This is a genomic window from Pseudovibrio sp. SCP20, from assembly GCF_057774105.1.
This window is the reverse complement of record NZ_JBYMDH010000001.1, coordinates 421742-447392: the sequence shown is the minus strand read 5'-3', so window position 1 is coordinate 447392 and position 25651 is coordinate 421742. Positions and strand designations below refer to the sequence as shown.

Here is a 25651-nt window from a genome sequence, read left to right as displayed (position 1 = left end):
CACTTTGTCGGGGTACGCCATGAGTTCTTTATCTATTTGAAAGTATCTCGCGAAAACCGGGGAAGCGTATAATGAATAACGAAGTTTCTTGGATCCTTACAGCGCGCCTGGCCACTGCAGAACCAAAGGTCTTTGAAGGACTGATGGTTGAGATGGTGAAATCCGTCCAGCAGATGCAAGGTGATACCACAGCCTATGTCTGGTACCTGTGTGAGGACGGGCAATCCTGCGAGATCTTTACAAGCTTCAAGGACAGCAACTCTGCCCTGCTACATCTGACGTGGTTTTCAAACACCTACGCTAAGCAGTTCATGGATACGCTGCATCCAACTGGTATGACCGTTTATGGCAAGCCAACACAGGAGCTGCGAAACGCTCTAGCGAGCCTTTCACCGCGATATGTGCAGACTGTTGGAGGGTTTGCGCGTTAGCCCTGCTGATTAGGCAGCAGGAACAGCGTCTTCGTCCCAGGTCTTCTGTGTCGGATAGCCAGCGGACTGCAGAAGGTTTGCGGTCTCCAGCAGCGGCAATCCCACCACGCTTGGGTATGAGCCAATCACACGGGCGATAAACGCGCCTGCGAGGCCCTGAATAGCGTATCCGCCTGCTTTCCCGCGCCACTCGCCCGAAGCAAGGTACTTGTCCGTGTCATTTGCAGACAAACGGCGGAAACGGACGCGGGTTTCAACCAGCTTGGTGCGGACCACGCCATCCGGCATGTTCACGCATACGCCGGTGTAGACCTTATGCATACGGCCAGACAGCAACTGGAGACAGACACTGGCCTGCTCTTTGCTCTCGGCTTTAGGAAGGATGCGGCGCCCGACTGCGACTACAGTGTCAGACCCCAGGATGATGGAATGTGCTTTTTCTTCATCCCGGTCGATCAGGACACGAGCAGCGGCGGCTTTGCCGCGTGCAAGTCTTTGCGCCAGCGCGCGCGGGCTTTCCCCACGCACAGGCGTCTCATCAATGTCTGCAGGTAGAAGGAAATCCGGTTCAATACCAATCTGCTGAAGTAACGCCAGACGACGTGGTGACCCGGAGGCCAATACTAGCGGCAGTTCTTTGGTCATATGCCAGTTCCCCGATAGAATTACAGACCAGAGCTCAACCAAGGCAGGTTCATCATGAACCCGCGCTCAGTGGATCGCTTACTTGTAGCGATAGGTGATACGACCTTTTGTCAGGTCATATGGTGTCATTTCCACGAGCACTTTATCGCCAGCCAGAACGCGGATACGGTTTTTGCGCATACGACCAGCAGTGTGAGCGATGATTTCGTGATCGTTTTCAAGTTTCACACGAAAAGTCGCATTAGGAAGGAGTTCGACGACGACGCCTGGAAACTCCAGCATTTCTTCTTTAGCCATTAGGATTCCTGATTTGTTAAATGGAATTTTCGCGGAACCTACCGGATAACTCGTCAAAAGTGAACAGGCTACCTCCATTTCTTGGAGGGCAGTTTCACGAGTTTTACCGCATATTTCTTGTTTTTGGGTGGAAAACACATGCAAAGGCCACGCGTAGAGCGTTTTCAGCAGCTTATTGCATGCGCTGTTCAATCTTCCGCTTCAGTGTGTCACGCACCGCGCGATAGGCATCCATGATCTGTGCACGGCTGCCTGTTGCCACTGTCGGGTCGATTGTGGGCCAGTACTCAACATCAACGTGCTGGGTACGTGTCAGCTCCAACGCCATGTGGTGAGCTTCCGGTGCCAGCGTCACGATGAGGTCGAACCCGTCTTCCGCCAGATCCTCAAAGGTTTTGGGATGATGGTTGCTCAGATCCATACCCAGCTCGTCCATCACGGAGTCCACGAAGGGGTCTCGCTCGCCTGCGAAGACGCCGCAAGAGCGCGTGTAGACCTGTTTTGGATACAGCAGCTTGGTCAGCCCCTCTGCCATCGGGGAGCGTACGGCGTTCATTCTGCAGATAAACAGGATCGAACTTGGCCGTGACATAAACTCGGCCATCCTTACCCCCGATGCTGCAAGGCGCAAATAAGCGTAAACAGGCGTCGGGCGGTTTGATGGTCGATGGTGATTTTCCCCTTCAGACGCTCTTCCAATATGCAGGCACCATCGTCGTGCAGTCCGCGGCGCCCCATATCGATGGCTTCAATCTGCTTGGGAGAGGCACTTCGAATGGCATCGTAGTAGCTCTCGCAGATCATGAAGTAGTCTTTGATAATCTTCCGGAAAGGTGTGAGCGAGAGGATATGAGTTGCGATTTCGCTGCCCATTTCATCTCGAATTCCAAGCACAAGCTTGCGCTTGATCATCGCAAGATCCAGTCGGTACGGGCCCAGATCGGGCCCGACCGGAGAAAACATGTTTTCCTCTACCAGATCAAAGATCGCAATTTTCCGCTCGCGCTCGACATCCTTGTCGGCGCGCACAATCGAATCCCGGTCAAGAACCACCTCAAAGAGGCGTTCTCCTCCTTGTTGTCTCTGTTCTTCGTTTACAGGGACTTCCTTGTTCATCGAGCGATCTTTTCCCTACTGGATCAAGTGACTAGTGATTTAAGCGAATTGAGACTGAACGTCCATGTGCCTGCAAGCCCTCCACCTCTGCAAGGGTGACGGCTGCCGGGCCGATCTGCGCCAGATTTTCCGGATTACAGCGCAGGAGCGATGTTCTTTTCACAAACTCCAGCGTGGAAAGACCAGAGGAGAAGCGAGCAGAGCGTGCCGTTGGCAACACGTGGTTGGAGCCGCCGACATAATCGCCGATTGCTTCTGGTGTGTAACGACCAACAAACACAGCGCCAGCGTTTCTCATCTTTGGCAGCAGCGCATCCGGATCATCAACACAGAGCTCAAGGTGCTCAGGAGCGAAGCGGTTGGACAGCACCATGGCATCGTCCAGATTATCAACGGTGATGATGGCGCCGAAGTCATTCCAGCTCTGACGGGCTACGTCTGCCCGCGGCAGCGTGGTCAGCTGACGCTCAACAGCTTCTTCAACGGCTTGTGCCAGTTCTTCACTGTCTGTGATGAGAATGGACTGCGCGACCGGATCATGTTCAGCCTGAGACAACAGATCAACAGCGACCCAATCCGGGTTATTGTCTTTGTCTGCCACCACGAGAATCTCTGAAGGACCCGCGATCATATCGATGCCGACAGTGCCGAATACACGGCGCTTTGCTGCGGAAACAAATGCGTTGCCCGGGCCAACGATCTTGGAGACTGGCGCGATTGTTTCCGTGCCATATGCCAGCGCACCAACAGCCTGAGCACCACCGATGCGGTAAATCTCAGAGACGCCAGACATTTTGGCAGCAGCCAGCACAAGTGGGTTGAGCACGTTGTCCGGGCTTGGAACCACCATCACGATCCGCTCAACGCCCGCGACTTTTGCAGGAACGACGTTCATGAGAACGGAGGATGGATAACTGGCAAGGCCACCTGGTACATACACGCCAACAGCTTCCACTGCGGTCCAAATAGCACCCAGTTCTACGCCGATTGCGTCTTTATAGGTGTAGCTTTCCGGCAACTGCTTTTGATGGTGGGAACGAATACGATCATGGGCAAGCTGCAATGCTTCCAGTGTTTCAGCAGGGATCTGAGCAACAGCTGCTTCGATCTCCGCTTCAGTTACTTTTAGCTCGTCCATTGATTTGGCCGACATACGGTCAAACTTGTTGGTGTACTCGAGCACGGCCGCATCACCGCGCGTTTCGACATCATGTAGGATGTCGCGCACGATATGATCCACATCCTCTGAAGTTTCCCGCTTGCTTCCAAGCAGGGCACGAATTTCTTCTTCGAAACCTTCAGACTTTGAGGAGAGCTTTATCGCCACGTTATCGTTCCCAATTTACTTTTGTTCTCAGAGCACTACTGCCTCTGAGGTGATGTTCCATTTTTTTCGAATTGCGGTCCAAGCCTTTAAGTTGTGCCGGGATTTTACGAAACTATCCCGCGCTTTCCAACTAGCCTTCCAGATGATGTTCGGGTCTGTTATCGGTTTCCCAGACAGAGCCCAGATCAGCAAGCTGTGCTTCGATGCATTCGATGTTTGCTGCAATAGCAGCCCCACCGGAAAACTCAAGCTTCAACTGACCAGCCGGCGCATTTGTCTCTTCAAACAACACACAGAGCAAAGACAGGACCATGTCTTTGTTTGTCTGGTTGATCTTTTGTGCTTTGACAGCATCAACACGAGAGATGGAGAGCACGGAACGTGCCCGCATACGTCTCTTCTGGTTGTTTGCGTCTGTTTCCCAAAGGTATCGATTCATTGTGAGAACCAGACGACGTTCGCCAGGTAAGTATTTGATATCCGCGAGTTTCAGAACACTGTCCTGCACCATGGAAGAGATGACTTGCAAGTCTTCCTGATCCAGTGCCATCAGCTTCATCGGTTTTACCTGTTCCATATCGATCCCTTGCAGAATTTCCTAGGCTCGCGCACCGTACATAAGCGCGAGACATCCTTACTATTACAACAATTTACAGAAAAACATCTATGAATGAACGCAGCAGATTTCAAGCTTGAAGGTACGGTCCGTCTTCTTTGAGAAATTCTCCATGAAAAAACCCGGCCTGAAACAGACCGGGTTCATATCTTTTGCGCTCTGACGATTAAGCAGAGATGCGCTCAATGACTGCGCCGCAACGAGAGAGCTTGTCTTCCAGACGCTCAAAGCCACGATCAAGGTGATAGACACGGCTAACTGTGGTCTCACCTTCAGCAGCAAGGCCTGCGATCACGAGAGATACGGATGCGCGCAGATCGGTTGCCATAACCTGAGCACCGCGCAGAGTTTCCACCCCCTCGATGGAAGCGACCTGCCCGTCCAGAGTGATCTTGGCACCAAGACGTGCCAGCTCCTGAACGTGCATGAAGCGGTTTTCGAAGATGTTCTCGGTGATCTTGCTCACGCCTTTGGAGCGTGTCATGAGCGCCATGAACTGTGCCTGCAGGTCCGTTGGGAAGCCTGGGAATGGTTCGGTGGAGATATCAACCGGGCTGATACCTGCACCGTTGCGGCGTACTTTGAGACCCATGTTGGTTTCAGTGATCTCAGTACCGGTCTGGCGCAGAACGTCCAGCGCGCTTTCCAGCAAATCGCCGCGTGCACCTTCCAGCGTGACTTCACCACCTGTCATCGCAACAGCCATTGCATAGGTGCCGGTCTCGATACGGTCAGGAATAACCGGGTGACGATGTGCACCGAGGCTATCCACGCCCTGAATATGAATGGTGTCTGTTCCAGCGCCTTCGATCTTAGCGCCCATACCGATCAGGCAGTTTGCGAGATCTGTAACTTCTGGCTCCTGAGCCGCGTTTTCAATCACGCTCTCGCCTTTTGCCAATGTCGCAGCCATCATAACTGTGTGGGTTGCGCCAACGGATACTTTAGGGAAGACAACACGACCACCCTTCAGGCCGCCTTTTGCTTCTGCCTGAACATAACCGCGGTCCATCTCAATATCAGCGCCGAGTGCTTTCAGGCCATCGATAAAGAAGTCTACCGGACGCGTACCAATTGCACAGCCACCAGGCAGGGAAACGCGCGCGCTGTGCATGCGGGCGAGCAATGGACCGATGACCCAGAAGCTTGCACGCATTTTGGAGACCAGCTCGTAAGGAGCAGTGGTGTCGACAATGTTACTTGCATTCAGGTGAATGGTCTGGCCAGTCATTGTGTCCTGACCAGCGCGCTTGCCATCTACAGAGTAATCAACGCCATGGTTGGAAAGAATCTGTGTGAGCAGCGCGACATCGCGCAGGCGGGGCACATTCTCGAGTGTCAGTGTATCTTCGCAGAGCAGTGACGCGATCATCAAAGGCAGCGCAGCATTCTTCGCGCCTGAGATCGGAATAACACCATTTAGCTGATTACCACCAACAATACGAATTTTGTCCATATTTCATAACCCCAATAAAGCCCGCAGAGGGAAACGCAAATTTGAAGAGGAATTGATTGTGCCCACTAACATCAGCGCTATGGCATAAACAAGGCGTCACTTTCGCCCTGCTGCTTCCCCAACGGTTTTCCCCAATAGATCCTACTGATATTTCGCAATTAGCAGGATATACGAAGTCCGCGGCGTCTTACCTCGTCAAAACCCTTCAGTTTCTGACGAGTTTTACATGTATTTCTAATTTAGCGAAAAATGCTAGATTTTTGCTTAACGCCCTTTTTCACGCCCCAACGCGCATGGCGAGCAAGCTCAATCTTCGTCAGCGCTTCGCTTTGCAGCTTGTTTTCTGCGGCGCAGATTTGCGCGCAAGGCTTCAGCCAACCGATCAGCCTTCGGATCGTTTTTTGGCTTGGATGCAGACTTTATCGCCTTATCCTCGCCTTCTGTTTTCTTTGAATCTGTCATGCGCAACAGGTACACGAGGTCGGGATTGAAGCCAAGTGCCCTAATATACGACAAGTGCATGGCAATGCTCTCATTTCGCTGTGTTATTCAGTTTCCACAGAACTGCCAATAAAACCTCTTGCAGGTTTAAAAAGGTTATGACATAAGCCTCCTCGTTCCGAGGGCAGCGCCCACGGAGCACTTACCTCGTTGCAAAATACGCTGGTTTGGAAGATATAGGAAGCGCTTAACTGCTTCATATTTATGCGATGCTGCCGTAGCTCAGGGGTAGAGCACTCCCTTGGTAAGGGAGAGGTCGAGAGTTCAAATCTCTCCGGCAGCACCATTCTTCTAATCGCGATGCACAGATTTCGGCACGCTGCCGTAGCTCAGGGGTAGAGCACTCCCTTGGTAAGGGAGAGGTCGAGAGTTCAAATCTCTCCGGCAGCACCATTCTTCTTCTACATTGTTAGAAATTATGCGCTGAAGTCGCGGCTTCTTGCTTTTGCATTTCCCCAAAACGAGAAATCAGATTTTAAAAAATCACAGATTTTTAGAACAACTTGCAACTCTGCCGTGAGCAGATGCTGCTATCCGCATAAGTCTTCCAGATACGTGCGAGCACTTATCAACGCTAATCCATCGATAATCCAAAGGTCCCGCGAAATAATTGAACTTTGCAGGACACTTAAATATCACCGTATGGAAATAAAATTCCACTGCGCACGACTGTGCCCCGACTGCCTCAACGGCACTGTGTCTCAGATACAACGTGCCACAATTCTACCAAATTTCATCTTGGGGTTGGTTTACATATGGCGGCGGTCCTGCGACGTTTCTGTGGTCTTGGGGGCGTATTGGGGTAGTTTTCCAACATCCGTTTTTGCGGAACCGGGGAAGAGGATATGCCTCCCAAGCGCACTTGCGCGTGCTCTTGTGCAAGTGCCCACTGATTTTCATTTTGTTGGAGTTTCAGGAGGTGAAAATGGATCAGGCAGTCATCGAAGCGGATGTTCCCGCAGCTGCAACCGGCAAGTTTACAGAGGCAGAGCTGCAGATGCTCCGCTACCAGCTCGAAGAAGCAGAGTTTGCGCAACTTATTCGACTAGTTTCCAGCCTTCCCTCAGAAAAATGGGAAAAGGCAGTCGAGGCCCTCTCCTCGCTTTAATGCTCTTCGCGTTCATTTCTTTACACGCGCCGCACATCCGGCCTTAGCACCCACCTATCCCTCTCCGAATATCGGAGTTGCTGTCAGGGGTATATGGATCGCATTACAGGCTACCTACCTTGGAGGCAGGCTGACGCCTCCGAGGAGGCACTTCAAATCTCATAGATTTTTGGGAAAGCTGATCAGACCATTGCAGAGTTTGCGTCTGTCAGAACCTTGTTGCCATCCCAGTTTTTCTTGTGCCCGCGGATTTCCCGCGGTGCTGGACCGAAGTAACCAGCTGTTTTCACAAAGTCTCTTGGCTGCAGTATGATTGAAGCGATGCGCTGGTAGAGCGCTTTTGCCGAGATCGGCTTGCAGAGCAGCTCATGTATACCCAGTTTTCTAGCTTCAATAATACGGCTGCGCTCTGTGTGCGCGGTGACCATAATGATTGGGATATAGGCGTATGGATTGTTCTGGGTACGGATCATACGAACCATATCCGCACCGTCGAGGATTGGCATAACCCAGTCGAGAATCAGGATATCCGGGTTCGCGCGATCCATCGCCTCAAGGCCTGACGCACCGTCTTCCGCCTCTACGATCTTACGGGCACCAAACCCCTGGAGCATTGTCCGCAGAATCGTGCGCATGTACGCACTATCTTCAACCACCAGAAATGATAAGGATGAGAGGTCTATACTCACGCAGTCATGCCCCGGTCACTTGACGCAACCCAATTTAATTAGAACAGAAATTCAGTTATTAGTTACAAGGTGTGGCAGAGAACATAACAAATTGCAAGACTGCCCAATTATAGTTCTATGTCAAAGACTGTCTCTGCGATATAGATAGGCTGATATGCGTTAGGTGAAAATATCCTTTGATAAATCCGCATTTCCATGGACCGCGTCAATGTGTCCTTCGACAGGGATAAGGATTATCGCTAAGTTTAGGCTAACTCTAAAGTATCGCCGAATAATACCGCCGCAATATAAGGGGCAAAAAATGGACTACCAAAATATCTTCAATGAGGCGATTGCTTCTTTGAAGGATGAAAAACGGTACCGCGTATTTGCTAATCTCGAGCGCATTGCAGGGCGTCACCCACACGCACTCTGGCGTAAAGAAAATCAAAACCTCCGTGAAATCGTCATTTGGTGTTCGAACGACTACCTGGGTATGGGTCAACACCCTAAAGTGATTGAAGCCATGACAGAAACCGTTCAGCGCATGGGAGCAGGCGCAGGCGGTACACGTAACATCTCGGGCACGAACTACCCTCTGGTACAGCTTGAGGAAGAACTCGCTGACCTGCACGGCAAAGAAGGCGCTCTGGTGTTTTCAAGTGGTTTCGTCTCCAACGAAGCCTCCATCTCCACCATTGCTAAACTGCTGCCTGATTGTCTGATCCTGTCCGACCAGCTGAACCACGCTTCCATGATTGCGGGTGTTCGCGGCGCAGGTACGTCCAAGAAGGTATGGCGTCACAACGATCTTGAGCACCTTGAAGATCTGCTCAAGGCTGCTGGTAATGACCGCGCAAAACTGATCGTGTTCGAATCCGTGTATTCCATGGATGGCGATATCGCACCGATCGAGCGCATTTGTGACCTTGCTGACAAGTACAATGCGATGACTTACATCGACGAAGTGCATGCTGTTGGCATGTACGGTCCACGCGGCGCAGGTATTGCTGAGCGTGATGGTGTGATGGATCGTATCGACATCATCGAAGGTACACTGGCGAAAGCATTTGGTGTGATGGGTGGTTACATCACTGCTTCTCAGACCATCATTGATGCGGTTCGCTCTTATGCTCCGGGCTTTATTTTCACCACTGCTATTCCTCCAGGACTTGCTGCAGCTGCAACAGCTTCCATCAAGCACCTGAAAGAATCCGGTGTTGAGCGTGAAGGCCAGCAGCGTCAGGCACAGCGCACCAAGGACGTGCTGAAAGCAGCAGGCCTGCCTGTGATGCCTTCTGACACACACATCATTCCAGTCCTCGTGGCTGACCCTGATCTGTGTAAGCAGGCAACCGACCTTCTGCTCGATAAGCATGGCATCTACATTCAGCCAATCAACTATCCAACCGTTCCACGCGGCACAGAACGTCTGCGTATCACTCCAGGCCCTGTCCATAACGACGCCCTGATTGATCACCTGCGCGACGCACTGGTTGATGTATGGCAGACCCTTGAGTTGCCATTCACCGACGCTCCAGCCGAAGAAGAGCTGGACGCTGCACAAGGTCAGGCTGTTTATCAGTTTGCTGGCGGCTAAGCACCAACGCATAGAAACATCAAAAGGCCGGCTCTTTAGTCGGCCTTTTTTGTTGCCCTCACTCACCAACAAAAAAGAGGCCTGAAGCGGATCGCTTACAAGCCTCTCATTGATCTGATCTTTTTGCTAAATACAGCTGATGACTGATTAGGACGCCTTGCGCTTGGCGGCTTCCACAGGTGTGCTGTTTTCCTGCAGATCACCATCATCCAAAATACGCCACTTCGGCCCTTCCATATCATCGTACTGCCCTGCACGCAGAGACCATAGGAACGCTACCAAACCTGCGCCACCAAGAACCAACGCAACCGGGATAAGGTAGATTAAGACTTCCATAGTGCTGCTTAGGCCTCCTGGCTCGGCTGGGATGATGTGCCTGCAATCATTCTCAGGCGTACTGCATTTAGCGTCACGATAATCGAAGAACCCGACATAGCCAAGGCTGCAACGAGAGGTGTGACAAAACCTAGCACCGCAAATGGCACTGCAATCAGGTTATAGATGACAGAGATGGCAAGATTCTGGTTCATTACCCAGCGCGCTTTCTGAGAGATTTTCAGAGCGCTCATGACTGGAGCAAGACTATCTCCTAGGAACACAGCATCAGCTGCGGCCTGGCTGACGTGAACAGCAGATACCGGTGAGATGGAGACGTTTGCAGCTGCCAGGGATGGCGCATCGTTAAGACCATCACCGACCATCAGCACTTTCTTGCCCTGCGCTTTCAGCTCTTCAATGCGGTCAATCTTGTCCTGAGGTTTCAGACCTGCTTTCCAGCTCTCAACGCTGAGTAGATCAGCAGCATGCTTCACTGCACCTGCATGGTCACCGCTGAGGATCTCAATCGCAAAGCCAGCTTCTTTCAGCTTCTGAATGGTCTCAACCGCCCCTTCCCGCATAAACTGGCCCACAGGGAGAAGATGAGCTGTTTCATTTCCCATCTGAAACGCTACGAAGGACGCATCCGGATGTTGCTCTTTCGCCTGAGTGAGTTGCTCTTCCGAAACATTGCAGAATGCCGGAGAACCTAACTTCACCTGCAGGCCATCAATCTGTGCTTCAACACCCTTACCCGCGAGTTCCTTCGCATCTGGCAAGCTTTGCTGCGCGCCAGTGGCTCTTGCAATAGCCTGAGACAGTGGATGTGAAGAAGACAATGCCAGACGACCTGCCAGCTCCAACTGCTCTGCTGAGAGCCCATGCTTTTGTGAGAGCGATGCTTCCGGAAGGGTTAGCGTGCCTGTCTTGTCGAACACGATGGTGTCGACACTTGCGAGGCGCTCGATGGCATCGCCAGCATTCAGCAAGACGCGTTCATTGAAGAACAATCCGCTGGCAACAACTTGTACTGCAGGGATGGCAAGGCCGAGCGCACACGGGCATGTGATAATCAGAACCGAGATGGCGATGACCAGCGCTGGCTGCCACGCCATGCCAAGCATGATCCAGCCAATCAGCGTCAACAATGCGGCTGCATGGACCACAGGCGCATAAAGCTGAGAGGCTCGATCTGCGATGTGAACGTACTTGGAACGGCCTTCCATTGCTGTTTCGAGAAGCTTATTCACCTCATCCAGCAATGTACCTTTGGCGGCTGCGGTGACTTCAATCTCCAGGACACCATATGTGTTCATAGTACCTGCGTAGACGAGATCCCCTTCCCCGACTGCTTGCAGCAGAGTTTCACCTGTTATCAGGCTCTGGTCCACTTCAGACGTGCCTGTTGCGATCCGACCATCTACAGAGATGCGCTCACCAGCGCGGACAAGCACACGATCGCCAACAGCCAGTTTGGAGAGTGGTACGTCGAGTGTGCTGCCGTCTTCTTGAATCTTCGCAGCACTCTCTGCTTTCAAAGTCGCGAGGTTTTCAGCAAAAGAACGCGTTTTTCTGCGCATCAAATGATCGCAGTAACGGCCCACCAACAAGAAGAACAGGAGCATCACGGCGCTATCAAAATAGGCGTGCTCAGCCTCCGAAATGGTTTGCCATACTGAAAGGCCTGTTGCGAGCAACACTCCGATCGTGATCGGCACGTCCATGTTCAGGCGGCTGGTCTTGATTGCCATATAGGCACTGCGGAAGAAAATACGTCCAGAGTAGACCACGGTTGGCAGTGCGATCAGCGCAGAGATCCAATGGAAGAAAGCGCGGGTCTCATGATCGATATCAGAGGCATTGCCGGACCAGACAGAGATCGACAGCAGCATGATGTTCATTGCGGCAAAGCCGGAGACCGCGAGGGCTCGCAGGATCTCTTTACCAACAGCATCGCCACGGGATTTTACCTGTGCCGGATCAAAGGGATATGCCTTGTATCCAAGCTTTTGCAGCATATCGACGATCGGAGACGGGTTTGTCTTGTCCTCATCCCAATCTACGGAGAGCCGGTGAGATGACAGGTTTACGCGTGCTTTTTCAACGCCATCCAGCTTCTGGAGGCCGCGTTCAATTTCGTACATACATGCAGCACACGTAATACCGTCGACAGCAAGGTCCATATGAGCCTTGCCATCGTCCGTATTTGTTACGAATGCAGCCCAATCCCTCTCAGGCGCAGACATAGCAATACCGCCTTACTCAGCGAAGAAAGTCTTGTTTTTGGAACGGAAAATCGGCAGTGCTTTATCGTTTCGATCTGCGATTTCTACGATGACGTTCCAATGGCCAGCACCTACACCAGATGCATTGGCGACATATTCACCAGCTGAACGTTCGGACAAAACAAGATCCTGATCAGCAGCGGTGATTGTTGGGCGATGCAGTTTTACGGTGACGGCTTCGCCAGTAATTGGTGCGCCAGCTTTGTCTTTTGCAATTACCCGGATGTGTGCGGAGCCATCGCCATTGCGTTCAATGACGGCATCTACGCTCCAGTTGAGTGCGGCCTGAGCTTTCGCCTTGGCAATTTCTTTGTTGTAGCGTTGGCTTACTTTATAGGAGCTATCCACTTCCAGCCCAGGAAATGTATCAATCGCGATATAGATCATCACGGCATTCATGGCAGCAATTGCACCGAAGAATGCGATGAGGCTGAACAGAACCGTGCGGCCAGTAATCTGCCTAGGTTTGCGCGGAGACTTGTGGTCTACAGCCATTGTCATATCCTAGCTCCTTCTTGGCGGCTCTTATGATGGGGAGAGTCTCGCCATTATGACCATGTAAGTGATAAGGGGCGTACCCCTCATCACGCAAGTTTAAATAGGTAGTTTTACCTCAAAGGACTTCTATTTGCCCGGTGCCCGGAAGAAGTCACTCACAACAGTGGTTTCACCAGTTTCGCTGTCGATCAGCTTGAAGCTCATCGGTTTAGAACCTGGAAGCTCAACACCTGCTGGTGAGAATACAAGCGCACGAACAGAGCGTGTGGTGTCCGCATCCACTGTCAGGGTTATCTGCGTGTCCTTGGTAAGGTCCGCAGCACTCTTATGAATGCCAACCACTTCAAGTGTTGTACCTGCTGGCATGCCTTCAACACTCAGAGTGAACGCCTGTTCCTTGTTGTGCTTGTTCAGGAGACGGAGCGCATAGCCGTTTCTGAAACCGCCATCACTCTGCTGAACGTAGAGCGGGTTACGGTCGTGCACGACGGACAGGTCTGTCATGGAGCGGTTGAGCTGCATGTACAGCATTACACCGGCGATCGCAGCAATGATTGCAGTGTAGATCACGGTACGTGGACGGATCAGGCGATAGACTGCCTCTTCACCTTTCTCACGGCGCTCAATGTTGATGTCGGTGTCATACGCAATCAGGCCAGTTGGTTTGCCAACTTTGGTCATGATTGAGTCACAGGCATCGATACACAGGCCACACTGAATACAGTCGAGCTGCGCGCCCTTACGGATATCAACACCGGTTGGGCAAGCATAGAAGCACTGATTACAGTCGATACAGTCACCAGCTGGCAAACCTTCTGCCAGACGTTTCTTGCTTTCTTTGAGGTGACCACGTGGCTCACCACGGTCGTAACGATAAGTTACGTTCAGCGCGTGCTCATCAGTCAGAGCGGCCTGAATACGTGGCCAAGGGCACATGTAAACACAGACCTGCTCGCGCATGTGACCTGCCAGCGAATAGGTGGTGAAGGTCAGAATGCCGATCCAGACATATGCAGACATTGCTGCCTGTCCGGTTGCCAGGTCATAAACAAGGGTTGGTGCGTCAGCGAAATAAAGAACCCACGCCCCGCCAGTCCACCAGGCAATCATCAGCCAGATAAAATGCTTTGTTCCCTTTTTGAGAATCTTTTCAGCATTCCAAGGCTGCTTGTCCAGTGCGATCCGTTTGCGGCGATCGCCTTCAATCATGCTTTCTACGCGGAAGAAAAGGTCGGTCCAAACCGTCTGCGGGCAAAGGTAACCGCACCAGAGGCGACCTGCGATTGCGTTCATCAGAAACAAGGCAACAGATGCAATGATGAGCAATCCGGCAAGGTAATAGACTTCCTGAGGCCAGATTTCGAGAAAGAAGAAGTAACCTCTTTTACGTTCAAAATCGACCAGAACAGCCTGATCCGGGAGCAAAGGTCCCCGGTCCCAACGAATGAAGGGGGTAAAGTAATAAATTCCAAGGGTAATAAAGAGAATTGCCCATTTGATTTTACGAAAACGGCCTTTTACCTCCATGGGGTAAACTTTGGCAGCTGACGCAAACCAGGACTCATCCTCTTCGTTATCGATGGGTTCAACTTGGCTAGACATAACGTCTTCCTCAGTTGGCGATGTATTTGTGCAAGTGAAGCGAGGGCACTTGCGCGTCCTCGCTTGTTTTTTATTTTAGCGAATAAAGAGAGTTTACTGACCGCCGCCGAGAGAGTGAACGTACACAGCCAGAGACTTGACTGTTGTTTCACCCAGACGATCGATCCATGCAGGCATCACACCGTGGCGCGGTGCATTTACCTGCGCAATGATGTCATCTACAGATTTGCCATAGAGATAAGTAGGTGCCGTCAGGTTTGGAGACCCTGTTTCTATATCACCCTTAAGATTGTCCATATGACAAGCTGCACAGTTCTCTTCATAGATAACTTTACCAGCTTCCAGATCTACGCCGTCTTGCGTTGGAAGACCTGCAACTGAACCAACATAGTTGGCAACCTGAACGATCTCTTCTTTTTCGAGCAGTTCATCACGACCAAATGCAGGCATTTCTGCAAAGCGGGATTCGTCATGTTCTGAACGAACACCGTAAGAGATGGTGGTTGCCAGAGTGTCCAGATCGCCACCCCAGATCCAGCTGTCGTCCTGAAGGTTTGGATAGCCTTCAAAGCCAGTTGCGCCGGTGCCATGACAAGGTGCGCAGTTGTCACCGAATGCCACTTTACCCTGAGCACTCGCATACTCGAGCAGTTCTGGTGTGTTGAGGATCTCATCCAAAGACGCTTCAAGAAGCATCTTACCGGTTTCGGCGCGTTCTGCAGCAGCTACATTGAACTCTTCAGTCGCAACAGCACGCTGGCTGTAATCCAGAAGACCCTTTGTGTAACCGTTGACCAGCGGCCAGCTTGGCATCAGGACCCAGTAGATCACTGACCACACGATGCTGCCGTAGAACATGTAGAGCCACCACTTCGGAAGCGGGTTGTTCAGCTCTTTCAGGCCATCCCATTCGTGACCAGTGGTTTCGACACCCGATACCTGGTCAATTTCCTTTTTATGTTCAGCCATTAGTCGTCCTCCCGAAGCGGGATCTGTGAAGCATCGTTAAAGCGCTCCCCATTGCTTGGCCAGCAAGCGTAAAGAATTACACCTGCGAAAATGGCCATGAAATAGAGGAGACCACCAGTTTGCGCGAAGTGTGCGAGGGCGGTGTAAGTCGCGTCCATCATCGCCTCCTTAGCGCAAGTTTGCTTTTTCGTCGTAGAGGCTAAAGTCTACGAGTGTGCCAAGCATCTGAAGGTAAGCCACCAGTGCGTCCATCTCAGTCACTTCTTTAGCATTGCCATCGAAGTCACGGATGAGAGCACCTGGGTAACGCTCTTCGAAGCCTTCTGCCGCATCGCTATCAGGCTGAGCCTGAGCTAAGAGGTCTACTTTAGCGCTTGCGATCTGCTCTTCAGTGTAAGGAACACCGTAGAGTGCATTCACTTTGAGGTGGTTTTCGATCTCGATTGTAGAAAGCTTAGCGTCCATCAGGAATGGGTAGCCAGGCATTACAGAAGTCGGAGATACGGAACGTGGATCAACCAGGTGATCACGCTGCCACTCATCAGAGTACTTGCCACCTACGCGAGCGAGGTCAGGACCAGTACGCTTAGAACCCCACTGGAATGGGCGATCGTACATGGATTCCGCTGCCAGGGAGTAGTTGCCGTAACGCTGCAGCTCATCACGCATTGGACGGATCTGCTGTGAGTGACAAGCGTAGCAGCCTTCACGCACGTAGATGTTACGTCCAACAAGCTCAAGCGGGGTGTAAGGGCGCATACCCTCAGTTTTTTCGATCGTGCTCTTCAGGTAGTAAAGAGGAACGATTTCAACGAGACCGCCGATTGAGATCATGATGACGATGCCAATAATCAGGATCAGCGAGTTTTTCTCGAAGATTTGGTGTTTTTTCCAAGCAGACATTCGTGATCTCCCGATTATTCCGCTGGCGCCATTGCAGGCTGGCCTGCAGCTTCGGTTTCAACTTCTTCGCCTGCACGAACTGTCATCACGAGGTTGTAAACCATGATGAGAGCACCAGAGAGGAAGAGAAGACCACCGAATGCACGCATGACGTAGAACGGATACATCGCATCCACTGTTTCGATGAAGGAGTACTCAAGGAAGCCCAGCTCATCGTACGCACGCCACATCAGGCCCTGCATGATACCGGATACCCACATGGAGCAGATGTAGAACACGATGCCCAGAGTAGAGATCCAGAAGTGCCAGTTAACGAGACGCAGAGAGTACAGAGCCTTCTTGTTGTAGAGCCAAGGAACCAGGCAGTACAGAGCACCGAAGGAGATGTAGCCAACCCAGCCGAGTGCACCAGCGTGTACGTGACCAACAGTCCAGTCAGTGTAGTGTGACAGGCCGTTCACAGCGCGGATGGACATGAGAGGACCTTCGAAGGTCGCCATGCCGTAGAACGCTACAGACACAACCATCATACGCAGAACAGGGTCAGTACGCAGCTTGTCCCAAGCACCGGACAGGGTCATCAGACCGTTGATCATACCACCCCAGGACGGCATCCAGAGGATGATGGAGAAGGTCATACCAAGAGTAGACGCCCACTGTGGCAGTGAGGTGTAGTGCAAGTGGTGAGGACCAGCCCAGATGTACAGGAAGATCAGTGCCCAGAAGTGAACGATGGACAGACGGTAAGAGTATACCGGACGCTCAGCACGCTTCGGAATGAAGTAGTACATGATCGCCAGGAAGCCAGCTGTCAGGAAGAAGCCCACTGCGTTGTGGCCATACCACCACTGAACCATCGCATCCTGAACACCAGCCCAAACGATGTAGGACTTAGTAGAGTAGATGCTTACTGGCAGGGATGCGTTGTTGAACAGGTGCAGAACTGCAATTGTTACGATGAACGCGAGGTAGAACCAGTTTGCCACATAGATGTGGGACTCTTTACGACGCCAGATGGAGCCGAGGAAGGTGAGCAGATAGCCAACCCAAACGATGGTCAGCAGCCAGTCTGCATACCACTCTGGCTCAGCGTATTCTTTACCCTGAGTTACGCCGAGGAGGTAACCGGTACCTGCAACAACGATAAAGAGGTTGTAACCGAGGACTACAAACCATGGGGCGATTGTACCAGGCAAACGGGCCTGACAGGTGCGCTGCACAACGTAGAATGAAGACGCGATAAGAACGTTACCGCCGAATGCAAAAATAACAGCTGAAGTATGCAGCGGACGAAGACGCCCGAAATTGATCCATGGCAGGTCAAAGTTCAAAGCTGGGAATGCCAGCTGAGATGCAATGATCACACCTACCAGGAAGCCCGCGATACCCCAGAAAACAGATGCCCACGTTGCAAATTTAACAGGAGCCATATTGTAGTTTGGCTTACCGTTAATTTCCAGCGGTGCAGGCGTGTTGTTTCCGTCGAAGTATCGGCGAAAAATGAAGAAAATACCGGCCAATGATGCTAGTGCAATCAATGCGGTATGAAATGCCAAGACCTGATCCCAGGTTTTCCCTGCAATGACCAGACAGAAAATCGCTACCGCGAGAAGAAGGAGGGAAAATCCGCCTTCCTCGAGCGACAGATATCTGACTTTCCGCTCACCCATGATGTTCGCCCCATATAAAGTAAACAAGTTCGTCCAGATAGGACTACCTGACCGTAGTTCTATGGGTGGCAAATTGCCCCGCCCTTGATACATGTCAAAAAGAACTCGAACAAAAAAAATAAAATTACTCTAATTCGCAAGTACACCCCTTATTTTGGGGTTTTCGTCATATATTACATATAATTAGCCCGAGATGCGTTGTTTTGGCGCAGCTTGAAGCGTGTTTTGGCGGGCTCGGTATAAATTAGCGTATTTTGATAGGTAAATCAGCGTAGGCACGCATACATAGAATCATGGTGAGCTGGATAAGTTCCTCGCGAAATTCTGCAGCGCACAAAAGCACCGCTGCGATATGCGTCTTAGGTCGCACTCTGCGCCCTCGCCTCATCTGCCTGACCAGCAGAAACAGGCCCCAGTACATATCTTGTGACGATCGGCATGAAGGCCAGAAGCCCCATGAAGCGGGCCAACTGATGAGTGGCCACAAACACCGGATCGATATCCAGCAAGATCGAGATGAGAAGCATGGCCTCCATGCCACCGGGCGCAAATGACAGAAAGACCTTATCGAAGGAGATCTCGAGAGCCCATGAGGTGACCACAGCTCCGCCCAAAGCGACCGAAAGGCTGATGGCAAACACGATAAACGACGTGCCCAATATTGGCTTTAAGGTGTTGCGATCCATCTTACCGATGTAGAGGCCAACATTGGTGCCCATTATTATATAGCAAGGCGTCGCCAGCCATACCGGAAGCGCGAACTCTAGCATACCCGTTGAGTTGAGAGCGGCACTGGCAAAAAAAGCACCGGTCAGCATTCCCGCCGGCGCTTTTAGCTTGAGAGCAGCATACCCGCAGACTGCGCAGATCAGCAATGCAAGGACAAGTTGAAGCCCATCTCTCAGGCTCATTACATCATTTGTCTCAGAAAAGATGACCTCTTTGCTCTCAACGACACTGGAGATGATCAGAGGCAGGACTGCGATCAGGAGAAAAAGGCGTACGAGTTGGACGATCATGATGCGATCCATGGGCGCTCCCCTCTCCTGCGCAAGAGCAGCAGTCATTCCCAACGCTCCCGGCAGACCTGCAAAGAAGGCTTCATCCCGACCCCAGCTACATTTTTTATAGGTGTAGAGGTAAACGCAGGACGTAATGCCACTCACGACAGCAACCAGTGCCAACATGGAGAGCGGCCATAAGGCAGCACCTGCCCAGAAGTCAGGTGAGACAGCGGATCCCATCGCCGCACCGATGAAGATGTAGTTGGCAGAGATCAGGCCGCTTGGGAATGTGAAGCTGTTGTCTTTGAGCAAGGGAAGAGAAATAGATTTGGCGAGAACAACAGCTACCATCGGTCCAGCGAGAAAACCGGCAGGTAGTGACAGTGCCTCAAACGCAGCAGCCCCTGCTCCGCCGAGCGCCAAAACTCCTAGTAATGTCAGAATGTCGTTTTTACTCACTAGCTTACCTCTCTGCGCGGGTCATTACAGCAGAGGTACAAAGCGAAATTCATATGATCAATCTTGATTCAATCAATCAATATATTATTTCAATCATAGAGTTTAGAACTGTTCGCAAACAGCTGCGAATTGCTTGAAGGGACTTGAGTTTTTTAAAAACTCAGTGTTGTTGACAGGGATCAAAGTTCAATTAGTCCATTTGCGTATGGTAGCGTCATGACCGATCTAGAGCAAAAATATGCGTCTTTGAACGTACCTCGTTATACCTCCTATCCAACTGCCCCTCACTTCAGTGAAGCAGTGACACCATCTCTCTATGGAGAATGGCTGGAGAGTATTCCTCGTGACACCCCACTGTCGCTGTATCTACATGTGCCGTTTTGTCAGGAAATGTGCCATTACTGCGGATGTAACACCAAGGCGACGCGCAAGATGGCGCCGGTGCTTGCGTATGTGGAGTTGATGCTCAAAGAAATCGACCTTGTGCTGAAGCGTTTGGGCACAGGTCGTGAGGTTCACCATATCCATTGGGGTGGCGGCACTCCAAGCCTTGTACCTCGTGAAGCTTTCCTAAAGATCGTCGACAAGCTAAAAGCCAACTTTGTCTTCTCAGAGGATATTGAGCACGCAATCGAGCTCGACCCAAGAACAGTTGGCGACTATCTGGCCGAAACCCTCAAGATGGCTGGCATCACACGCACCAGTCTGGGTGTTCAGGACTTCGATGAAGACGTTCAGAAGCAGATTGGCCGTATCCAGCCTTACAACACAGTGAAGAAAGCAGTGACTGCTCTTCGCAATGTTGGGCTGCACGATATCAACTTCGACCTGATGTATGGTCTGCCGGGGCAGTCTGAAAAGACGATCCGCGAGACTGTTGAATACACCAAGGAACTTGCACCTGGCCGTGTTGCTCTGTTCGGTTATGCGCACGTTCCGTGGTTCAAGAAGCATCAGCAGCTGATCAAAGAAGAAAACCTGCCGGGTGCGAATGAACGCATCCGCCTTTCTGATGTTTCCCGCGATGCGCTCGTTGAAGCTGGCTATGAAGTGATCGGTCTGGACCACTTTGCTCTGCCAACTGACGAAATGGCGATTGCTCTGAAGGAAGGCCGTCTGCGCCGCAACTTCCAGGGCTACACAACAGATACTGCTGACACCTTGATCGGTTTTGGCTGCAGCTCCATCGGCTTCCTGCCACAGGGCTACATTCAGACAACTCCATCTGCTCGCGAATGGGAGCGTATGGTGGTTGATGATGTTCTGCCGATCAAGAAGGGCATTGCTGTCGATAAGGTCGATCTGTGCCGCGCAGAGATCATTATGCAGCTAATGACCTACTATGAGGTCGATTACGCAGCTACCGCTGAAAAGCATGGCCTGCCAGTTAGCGAGTTCGCCAGCATCCCAGCGGACATGCAGGAGATGATTGCAGACGGTGTGGCGACGCTGGAAGGCACTGTTGTGACTGTGACAGATGCAGGCCGGCGGTATGTACGCGTGGTTGCTGCCGCGTTTGACACTTACCTAGCCACCCAGCAGGCACGGCACTCTGTCGCAGTTTAAAAGCGACGACATACCGGAATGAAAGAAGCGGCCTTAACGGGCCGCTTTTCTTTTATGCAGACATGCTGACAACAAAAAAGGCGCTGAGAGTGCAGCGCCTGTTTCCTTATCTTGTTATCGACGCTCTATAGTGAGCGCCCTGCACCTAAGCTCAGCTTAGTGCATACCAGTCAGCTGACAGATGCCACAAATGTTGGTGATGTGGATGCTGTCCTGCTTTTCGACTTTGATCAGACCGCGACGCTTCAGCTGAGAAATCACGCGGCTAACGGTTTCGATGGTCAGACCAAGGTAATCTGCAATTTCCTGACGGGTCATGGACAGAGCAACGGTTTTGGTATCTGGCTTACCTTCTTCATTTGGGCCTGTGCAGCCGTGTCCACCACGGTTTGGCACCAAGCTCATTAGGAAGGTAGAAACGCGCTCTAGAGCAGACTTGCGGCCCAGCAGAACGGTATGCTCGTGGAGGATCTCCATCTGAGAGAGCAGACAACGGTTTACGTAGTGCTGCATCATCGGAGAGGTAGAGATCTCACGGCTTTCAAAGACCTGAAGCTCAACTTCGGTCAGAGCTTCTGCGGTGCAATCAAAGAAGTCGCGGTTGGAGAAACCGAGCATATCCCCTTCGCGCAGAATGTAGACCACCTGGCGGCGACCATCCGGAAGCAATTTGTAGAGCATCATCACTCCACGAACGACTTCATAGAGGCGCTCTGCCTTATCACCTTCATAGAAAAGTACATCGTGCGCGGACAAGCGCTGCTTACGACCCAAATGCTTTTCCATTACTTCTGGCTGCCTGAAGTTTTCCTGACAACCGTTGAATGGTGCCTGGCCATCAAGGTCGCTAAGCTTTGTCAATGTGGCCGATACCATAATCCCTCCTCGCGGATACCTCCGCAAACATCGTGCCTGGGCAAGTAGCGAGAACTATTCGTTTATTCTCTAAATGCCTCTTGGCCATGACAAGCATCCGTCATTGCTTGCCTGACCTGTTGATGCAGATTTACTGATTAGAATGCAACGCCTAAATACGCATTAAAACTTATGGAGCAGGTTCATATTTCAGTAATTTGATCTGAAACAAATGAATTTTTGCGTTAGATCAAGTTTACACGAAATCCAATAAATCCTGTTCTTTCAATGGCTTACGAACAACTGGTGTTGAGCTAATTTTTGGCAGTTCCCGCGTGATCTTCCAAAGAGGCTGACCGCTGATTGCGACAATTTGTGGCGCCTCATCCAAAGCGGCAACCTTCTCAATCAGGTCAGATCCGGCGAGTCCAGGCAGGTGCAGGTCAACGAAAACAGTGTCATCTACACGCGGTGATGCATCTGAGAGAAACGATTCTCCGTCTGCAAACGCGGTGCATGTGAGATCAAGGCTCTCAAACATTTCCGCAATTGCATCGCGTACAGATACATCATCTTCAACGATATAGATCACAACAAACCCCAGCGTTGTTCTCGTAGCTCGAGAGACAAAGCACAATAGGTGCAGCACTTTGTCTCACCAGCCACCATAAACAAGCGCCGGGGTCTTGTAATGCGTAGTAACACGCGGGAATAACAAGATTGGCCGAAAGTATAGCCGGTCATTCCCTATTAGTTTGCGCTACATCAAGCAGCTGGAGGTTCACCAGTGAGGACGATGCGAACGAGGTCCGCAGCATTACGTGCACCAAGTTTTTCCATGATGCGCGCACGGTGAACTTCAACAGTACGTGGAGAAATCTTGAGGTTTCTGCCAGCTTCTTTGTTGGAAGATCCTGCTGTGATTTCGGTCAGAACCTGACGCTCACGAGGTGTCAGAGTTTCTGCACCTGGGAAGGTCATTGTGTTCGCACCGCTCGCCTGTGCAGTTCTGGAAACTGCTTCACGAACGCGAGAGATGATGGATTCTACGTCGAATGGCTTTTCAATAAAGTCGTAGGCGCCAGACTTGATCGCCTCGACAGCCATTGGAATATCGCCCTGACCGGAAATAATAAAGATCGGTGCTGGGAAGTTCTCGCCGTTCAGGCTTTTCAGAATATCAATACCTGACCGTCCTGGCATATGAACATCAAGAAGTACGCAGTTTGGCGTCTCTTCTTCTACCCCACCAAGAAACTCTTCAGCGTTCGCAAAGGATTTTACGCGAAACCCTTCTGTTTCAAACAGTAGAGAAAGCGCGTCGCGAACCGCTGGGTCATCGTCAACAATATGGATCACAGACGGCATTGTCATGATTGCTCAGGTCCTTATTCTTGTTGTTCTAAACAACAGCTTCAGCTCAGCTCGTTGCTTTTGAGTTTACCGGGAGCCGCAAAGTGAAGGTTGCACCTTTACCTTCCTCATATGGTTCTACAAGTAAATCGCCACCATGGTTTTGGGCTATACTACGAGAAATCGCAAGTCCAATACCCAAACCGCGCCGCTTTGTCCCAGTAAAGGCCTTGAAAAGGTGCGACACTGCTTCCTCATCCAGGCCTGGTCCAGTATCCGTAACCTTAACAAACACATTGTCTTCGTCACGTTCGACAGAGACAACTACTTGCTTAACAGGTTGATCCTTTACGGCTTCCCCTGCATTTCGGATCAAGTTTACAAGAATCTGTTGTATTTGTACGGAGTCCAACTCAAGCTGGTAATCGTAGTCCACGAAAGTAGAGATGAACTCCACATCATCAGCTTCGTGGCCCACACGAACCAACTCAAGACAATCATCAATCAGTGTTGCCAGCCCGGTTCCGATGCATTGTGGCGCCTGCCGTTCAACAAAGTTGCGCATGCGCTGAATGATCTGCCCTGCCCGCTCTGCTTCAACGACTGCCTTATCCATCAAGCTGATCATGGCATCATCTGGCTGTTCTGCTGCGCGCGCTCTGCGAGCGGCGGTTTGCAGATAGAGCATCAGAGCAGTGAGAGGCTGGTTGACTTCGTGCGCAATTGCAGCGCCCATTTCGTCGAGGGCATTCACACGGGTCATCGTCACTAGGTTGGACTGAAGCACGCGAAGGCGTTCTTCATATTCCTTCGTGGCGCGAAGATCCTTCAGAACACCAATGAACTGGTGCCCGCTTTCCGTCTGCGCTTCGCCAACAGAGAGCTCTATTGGAATTTCGGTGCCGTCCTTATGGCGACCGACAACTTCACGACCAATACCAACAACCTTCGCATCACCGGATTTCAGGTAATTCTGGATGTACTGGTCATGCTGTTCAGCAACGGCGCTCGGCATCAGCGTGTTGACATTTTTGCCAACCACTTCGGCGCTCTTGTAGCCAAACATGTTCTCGCAAGCACGGTTATAGATTAGGATCGTTCCGTTATCATCAATGACAATGATGCCATTAACGGCTGTATCCAGAACACTGTGCAAGCATGAAGAGGAGACCATAGTAGTTTCCTAGTTGTTGTAAGCGTACCCGCACGCTTATCTAATCGGGTATCTAGATGGGTATTTTGACTAATCAGCTATCCCATGGCCTAAGCTAGGTCAATCACCTAGCCTGCGACTGATTTAACGATTAATTCCCTTAAATTTGTTGATATATTAAGTAGGAGACATGCGTTCTCTAAACCTAGGCGTGCAAACTTAGAGCTGTAAGAGGTCTCAAACACAGCATGCATGCCTACCGATTGGCCTTACAAGCGCTACAAAACCCTGAGAACCCTTAGGTTAGTTTACGGAAAATATTATTTTACAATTCTCAGGTGCTCGCGCAAAATCATTGCCAAATTTGGAATAAGACTAAATAGAGTAAACCAAAAGTAGTAAGCGTGTTCACCTATACGGCGCGTATATGTCGCAGGATATATCTTCCCCAAAGCCTAGGTTTTCCACCGATGCAGGCGGTTTTCATTCCAAAACACACGGTATCGAAGGCAGTTGTTTGAGTCGTCAGTGCTGTTTGAAATAATATTTCGCTAATCATAAATCGGGATCTGGCGAGCGCATCTGATGGTTTTTCGCCAGTTCTGACAGGGCCTTGCAATTTGCGCGGATAGAGAACTCATGTTGCAGCTGCAGCAGGTTCAAACGCAGACCATTCAGCAGCAGCAGCTCGTCGTGACCGTGCAACCGTTTATGGATTGGAAGACTGCAGAAAATCTTAGAGACATGCATAGCCGCAATGTCCGCTACATTTCTGGAAGGCACCAAGGCGTCTGTTCGCATTTTGGTTTGCATGTTGAGTGCTGCCGCGTTCCACTCCTGCGATGAGCAAACCGAGGCTTCCTGATGCTCGACGATAATCTCTTTAAGCAACTGGCCAATCATTCCGGCCAGATCCTGCGGGTCTATTCTGGTTTTCTGGCGCAGCACAATGAGTGCCATCTCGCCAACCAGTTCAACAGTGATTGAAAACGAGTTCCAGCGGGAACTTTCCAAGGCTTGCTGGAACTCTTCTTCGTCCAACAAAGCTTTCCAATGAACGCCGGCACGAGAACGCGAATATTCCTGAACATTCTTATGTGTGAGGTAGGCCGCACTGCGCCCTAAATACCCCTTTAATTTATCAAGGGTATCAAGGTCGGATCTATAAAAGAAGAACGCATAAAGGCGCTTCAGCCAGCTTGGACTATCGAGAGAAACTTTCTCAATATTTTCAAAGGCCCCTTGCCTGTT

Annotated in this window: 27 protein-coding genes and 2 tRNA genes; 6 read left to right on the top strand and 23 right to left on the bottom strand. The window is 51.2% G+C overall.

The annotated features are described in order from the left end of the window. Nucleotides 1-71: 71 nt before the first annotated feature. On the top strand, nucleotides 72-431 hold the full coding sequence (locus tag AC3CB2_RS02060; protein ID WP_008549628.1) for a hypothetical protein: 360 nt from the start codon (nucleotides 72-74) through the stop codon (nucleotides 429-431). Between the two features lie 9 nt (nucleotides 432-440). Here the strand turns inward: AC3CB2_RS02060 and AC3CB2_RS02055 are convergent, their stop codons facing one another. The 8 genes from AC3CB2_RS02055 to AC3CB2_RS02020 all read right to left on the bottom strand — a co-directional run bounded on the left by AC3CB2_RS02055 (nucleotide 441) and on the right by AC3CB2_RS02020 (nucleotide 6410). Further along, complete coding sequence (locus AC3CB2_RS02055) at nucleotides 441-1076, bottom strand: Maf family nucleotide pyrophosphatase (RefSeq protein WP_008549727.1); 636 nt, start codon at nucleotides 1074-1076, stop codon at nucleotides 441-443. A gap of 78 nt (nucleotides 1077-1154) precedes the next feature. Further along, a complete protein-coding gene (gene infA / locus AC3CB2_RS02050) occupies nucleotides 1155-1373 on the bottom strand; it encodes a translation initiation factor IF-1 (RefSeq protein WP_008549604.1) in 219 nt (72 codons plus the stop codon). Between the two features lie 172 nt (nucleotides 1374-1545). Further along, the gene (locus AC3CB2_RS02045; protein WP_352931221.1) at nucleotides 1546-1977 is read right to left on the bottom strand and encodes an arsenate-mycothiol transferase ArsC; all 432 of its coding nucleotides are present in this window, start codon (nucleotides 1975-1977) and stop codon (nucleotides 1546-1548) included. Nucleotides 1978-1979: 2 nt separating this feature from the next. After that, nucleotides 1980-2489 (bottom strand): UPF0262 family protein, encoded by a 510-nt coding sequence (locus AC3CB2_RS02040; protein ID WP_008549968.1) that lies wholly within the window; start codon nucleotides 2487-2489, stop codon nucleotides 1980-1982. Between the two features lie 31 nt (nucleotides 2490-2520). Then, nucleotides 2521-3816 (bottom strand): histidinol dehydrogenase, encoded by a 1296-nt coding sequence (gene hisD / locus AC3CB2_RS02035; protein ID WP_014284484.1) that lies wholly within the window; start codon nucleotides 3814-3816, stop codon nucleotides 2521-2523. Between the two features lie 130 nt (nucleotides 3817-3946). Further along, a complete protein-coding gene (locus tag AC3CB2_RS02030; RefSeq protein WP_014284483.1) occupies nucleotides 3947-4393 on the bottom strand; it encodes a DUF2948 family protein in 447 nt (148 codons plus the stop codon). A gap of 205 nt (nucleotides 4394-4598) precedes the next feature. Beyond that, nucleotides 4599-5888 carry a UDP-N-acetylglucosamine 1-carboxyvinyltransferase gene (murA, locus tag AC3CB2_RS02025; protein WP_008549851.1) on the bottom strand — a complete coding sequence of 430 codons (1290 nt, stop codon included), beginning with the start codon at nucleotides 5886-5888 and terminating at the stop codon, nucleotides 4599-4601. A 306-nt stretch (nucleotides 5889-6194) separates the two neighbouring features. Further along, a complete protein-coding gene (locus AC3CB2_RS02020) occupies nucleotides 6195-6410 on the bottom strand; it encodes a hypothetical protein (protein ID WP_352931224.1) in 216 nt (71 codons plus the stop codon). A 190-nt stretch (nucleotides 6411-6600) separates the two neighbouring features. Between AC3CB2_RS02020 and AC3CB2_RS02015 the strand changes: the two genes are divergently transcribed. The 3 genes from AC3CB2_RS02015 to AC3CB2_RS02005 all read left to right on the top strand — a co-directional run bounded on the left by AC3CB2_RS02015 (nucleotide 6601) and on the right by AC3CB2_RS02005 (nucleotide 7497). Then, nucleotides 6601-6675, top strand: a tRNA-Thr gene (locus AC3CB2_RS02015). 32 nt (nucleotides 6676-6707) lie between these two features. After that, nucleotides 6708-6782 (top strand) — tRNA-Thr (locus AC3CB2_RS02010). A gap of 532 nt (nucleotides 6783-7314) precedes the next feature. Next, nucleotides 7315-7497, top strand: coding sequence for a hypothetical protein (locus AC3CB2_RS02005; protein WP_041768163.1), 183 nt, complete (start codon nucleotides 7315-7317; stop codon nucleotides 7495-7497). Nucleotides 7498-7679: 182 nt separating this feature from the next. Here AC3CB2_RS02005 and AC3CB2_RS02000 read toward each other — a convergent pair whose 3' ends face one another. Then, a complete protein-coding gene (locus AC3CB2_RS02000) occupies nucleotides 7680-8153 on the bottom strand; it encodes a response regulator (protein ID WP_014284480.1) in 474 nt (157 codons plus the stop codon). A 334-nt stretch (nucleotides 8154-8487) separates the two neighbouring features. Here AC3CB2_RS02000 and hemA point away from each other — a divergent pair, with 334 nt between their 5' ends. Continuing rightward, on the top strand, nucleotides 8488-9765 hold the full coding sequence (hemA, locus tag AC3CB2_RS01995; RefSeq protein ID WP_008550049.1) for a 5-aminolevulinate synthase: 1278 nt from the start codon (nucleotides 8488-8490) through the stop codon (nucleotides 9763-9765). A 147-nt stretch (nucleotides 9766-9912) separates the two neighbouring features. Here the strand turns inward: hemA and ccoS are convergent, their stop codons facing one another. The 9 genes from ccoS to AC3CB2_RS01950 all read right to left on the bottom strand — a co-directional run bounded on the left by ccoS (nucleotide 9913) and on the right by AC3CB2_RS01950 (nucleotide 19473). Continuing rightward, the gene (gene ccoS, locus AC3CB2_RS01990; RefSeq protein WP_008550004.1) at nucleotides 9913-10101 is read right to left on the bottom strand and encodes a cbb3-type cytochrome oxidase assembly protein CcoS; all 189 of its coding nucleotides are present in this window, start codon (nucleotides 10099-10101) and stop codon (nucleotides 9913-9915) included. Between the two features lie 8 nt (nucleotides 10102-10109). Next, nucleotides 10110-12329, bottom strand: coding sequence for a cation-translocating P-type ATPase (locus tag AC3CB2_RS01985; protein ID WP_352931227.1), 2220 nt, complete (start codon nucleotides 12327-12329; stop codon nucleotides 10110-10112). 12 nt (nucleotides 12330-12341) lie between these two features. Next, entirely contained in the window at nucleotides 12342-12869 is a 528-nt protein-coding gene (locus AC3CB2_RS01980) for a FixH family protein (RefSeq protein ID WP_008549714.1), read from the bottom strand. Between the two features lie 123 nt (nucleotides 12870-12992). Continuing rightward, a complete protein-coding gene (ccoG, locus tag AC3CB2_RS01975; protein WP_008549705.1) occupies nucleotides 12993-14393 on the bottom strand; it encodes a cytochrome c oxidase accessory protein CcoG in 1401 nt (466 codons plus the stop codon). Nucleotides 14394-14561: 168 nt separating this feature from the next. Next, complete coding sequence (gene ccoP, locus AC3CB2_RS01970; protein WP_008550041.1) at nucleotides 14562-15437, bottom strand: cytochrome-c oxidase, cbb3-type subunit III; 876 nt, start codon at nucleotides 15435-15437, stop codon at nucleotides 14562-14564. Further along, a complete protein-coding gene (locus AC3CB2_RS01965) occupies nucleotides 15437-15595 on the bottom strand; it encodes a cbb3-type cytochrome c oxidase subunit 3 (RefSeq protein WP_037037069.1) in 159 nt (52 codons plus the stop codon). Before AC3CB2_RS01965 ends, ccoP begins: the two co-directional genes overlap by 1 nt. A gap of 10 nt (nucleotides 15596-15605) precedes the next feature. Continuing rightward, entirely contained in the window at nucleotides 15606-16340 is a 735-nt protein-coding gene (gene ccoO, locus AC3CB2_RS01960) for a cytochrome-c oxidase, cbb3-type subunit II (RefSeq protein ID WP_054783139.1), read from the bottom strand. 14 nt (nucleotides 16341-16354) lie between these two features. Then, the gene (gene ccoN, locus AC3CB2_RS01955) at nucleotides 16355-18010 is read right to left on the bottom strand and encodes a cytochrome-c oxidase, cbb3-type subunit I (protein ID WP_008549666.1); all 1656 of its coding nucleotides are present in this window, start codon (nucleotides 18008-18010) and stop codon (nucleotides 16355-16357) included. A 359-nt stretch (nucleotides 18011-18369) separates the two neighbouring features. Beyond that, on the bottom strand, nucleotides 18370-19473 hold the full coding sequence (locus AC3CB2_RS01950; protein ID WP_352931230.1) for an AbrB family transcriptional regulator: 1104 nt from the start codon (nucleotides 19471-19473) through the stop codon (nucleotides 18370-18372). Nucleotides 19474-19689: 216 nt separating this feature from the next. On the opposite strand from AC3CB2_RS01950, the gene hemN reads away from it, so the two are divergent. Further along, nucleotides 19690-21039, top strand: a complete 1350-nt coding sequence (gene hemN, locus AC3CB2_RS01945; protein ID WP_008549883.1) for an oxygen-independent coproporphyrinogen III oxidase — start codon at nucleotides 19690-19692, stop codon at nucleotides 21037-21039. A 156-nt stretch (nucleotides 21040-21195) separates the two neighbouring features. Here hemN and AC3CB2_RS01940 read toward each other — a convergent pair whose 3' ends face one another. The 5 genes from AC3CB2_RS01940 to AC3CB2_RS01920 form a co-directional block, all read right to left on the bottom strand. After that, the gene (locus AC3CB2_RS01940; RefSeq protein WP_008549988.1) at nucleotides 21196-21915 is read right to left on the bottom strand and encodes a Crp/Fnr family transcriptional regulator; all 720 of its coding nucleotides are present in this window, start codon (nucleotides 21913-21915) and stop codon (nucleotides 21196-21198) included. Nucleotides 21916-22150: 235 nt separating this feature from the next. Continuing rightward, nucleotides 22151-22486: a response regulator gene (locus AC3CB2_RS01935; RefSeq protein WP_352931232.1), complete on the bottom strand. Its 336-nt coding sequence runs from the start codon at nucleotides 22484-22486 to the stop codon at nucleotides 22151-22153. A 173-nt stretch (nucleotides 22487-22659) separates the two neighbouring features. Further along, nucleotides 22660-23262 (bottom strand): response regulator transcription factor, encoded by a 603-nt coding sequence (locus AC3CB2_RS01930; RefSeq protein ID WP_014284474.1) that lies wholly within the window; start codon nucleotides 23260-23262, stop codon nucleotides 22660-22662. A gap of 52 nt (nucleotides 23263-23314) precedes the next feature. Beyond that, nucleotides 23315-24421, bottom strand: coding sequence for a two-component system sensor histidine kinase NtrB (locus tag AC3CB2_RS01925; protein ID WP_014284473.1), 1107 nt, complete (start codon nucleotides 24419-24421; stop codon nucleotides 23315-23317). 534 nt (nucleotides 24422-24955) lie between these two features. Next, nucleotides 24956-25441, bottom strand: coding sequence for a hypothetical protein (locus AC3CB2_RS01920; RefSeq protein ID WP_208609078.1), 486 nt, complete (start codon nucleotides 25439-25441; stop codon nucleotides 24956-24958). Nucleotides 25442-25651 lie beyond the last annotated feature (210 nt).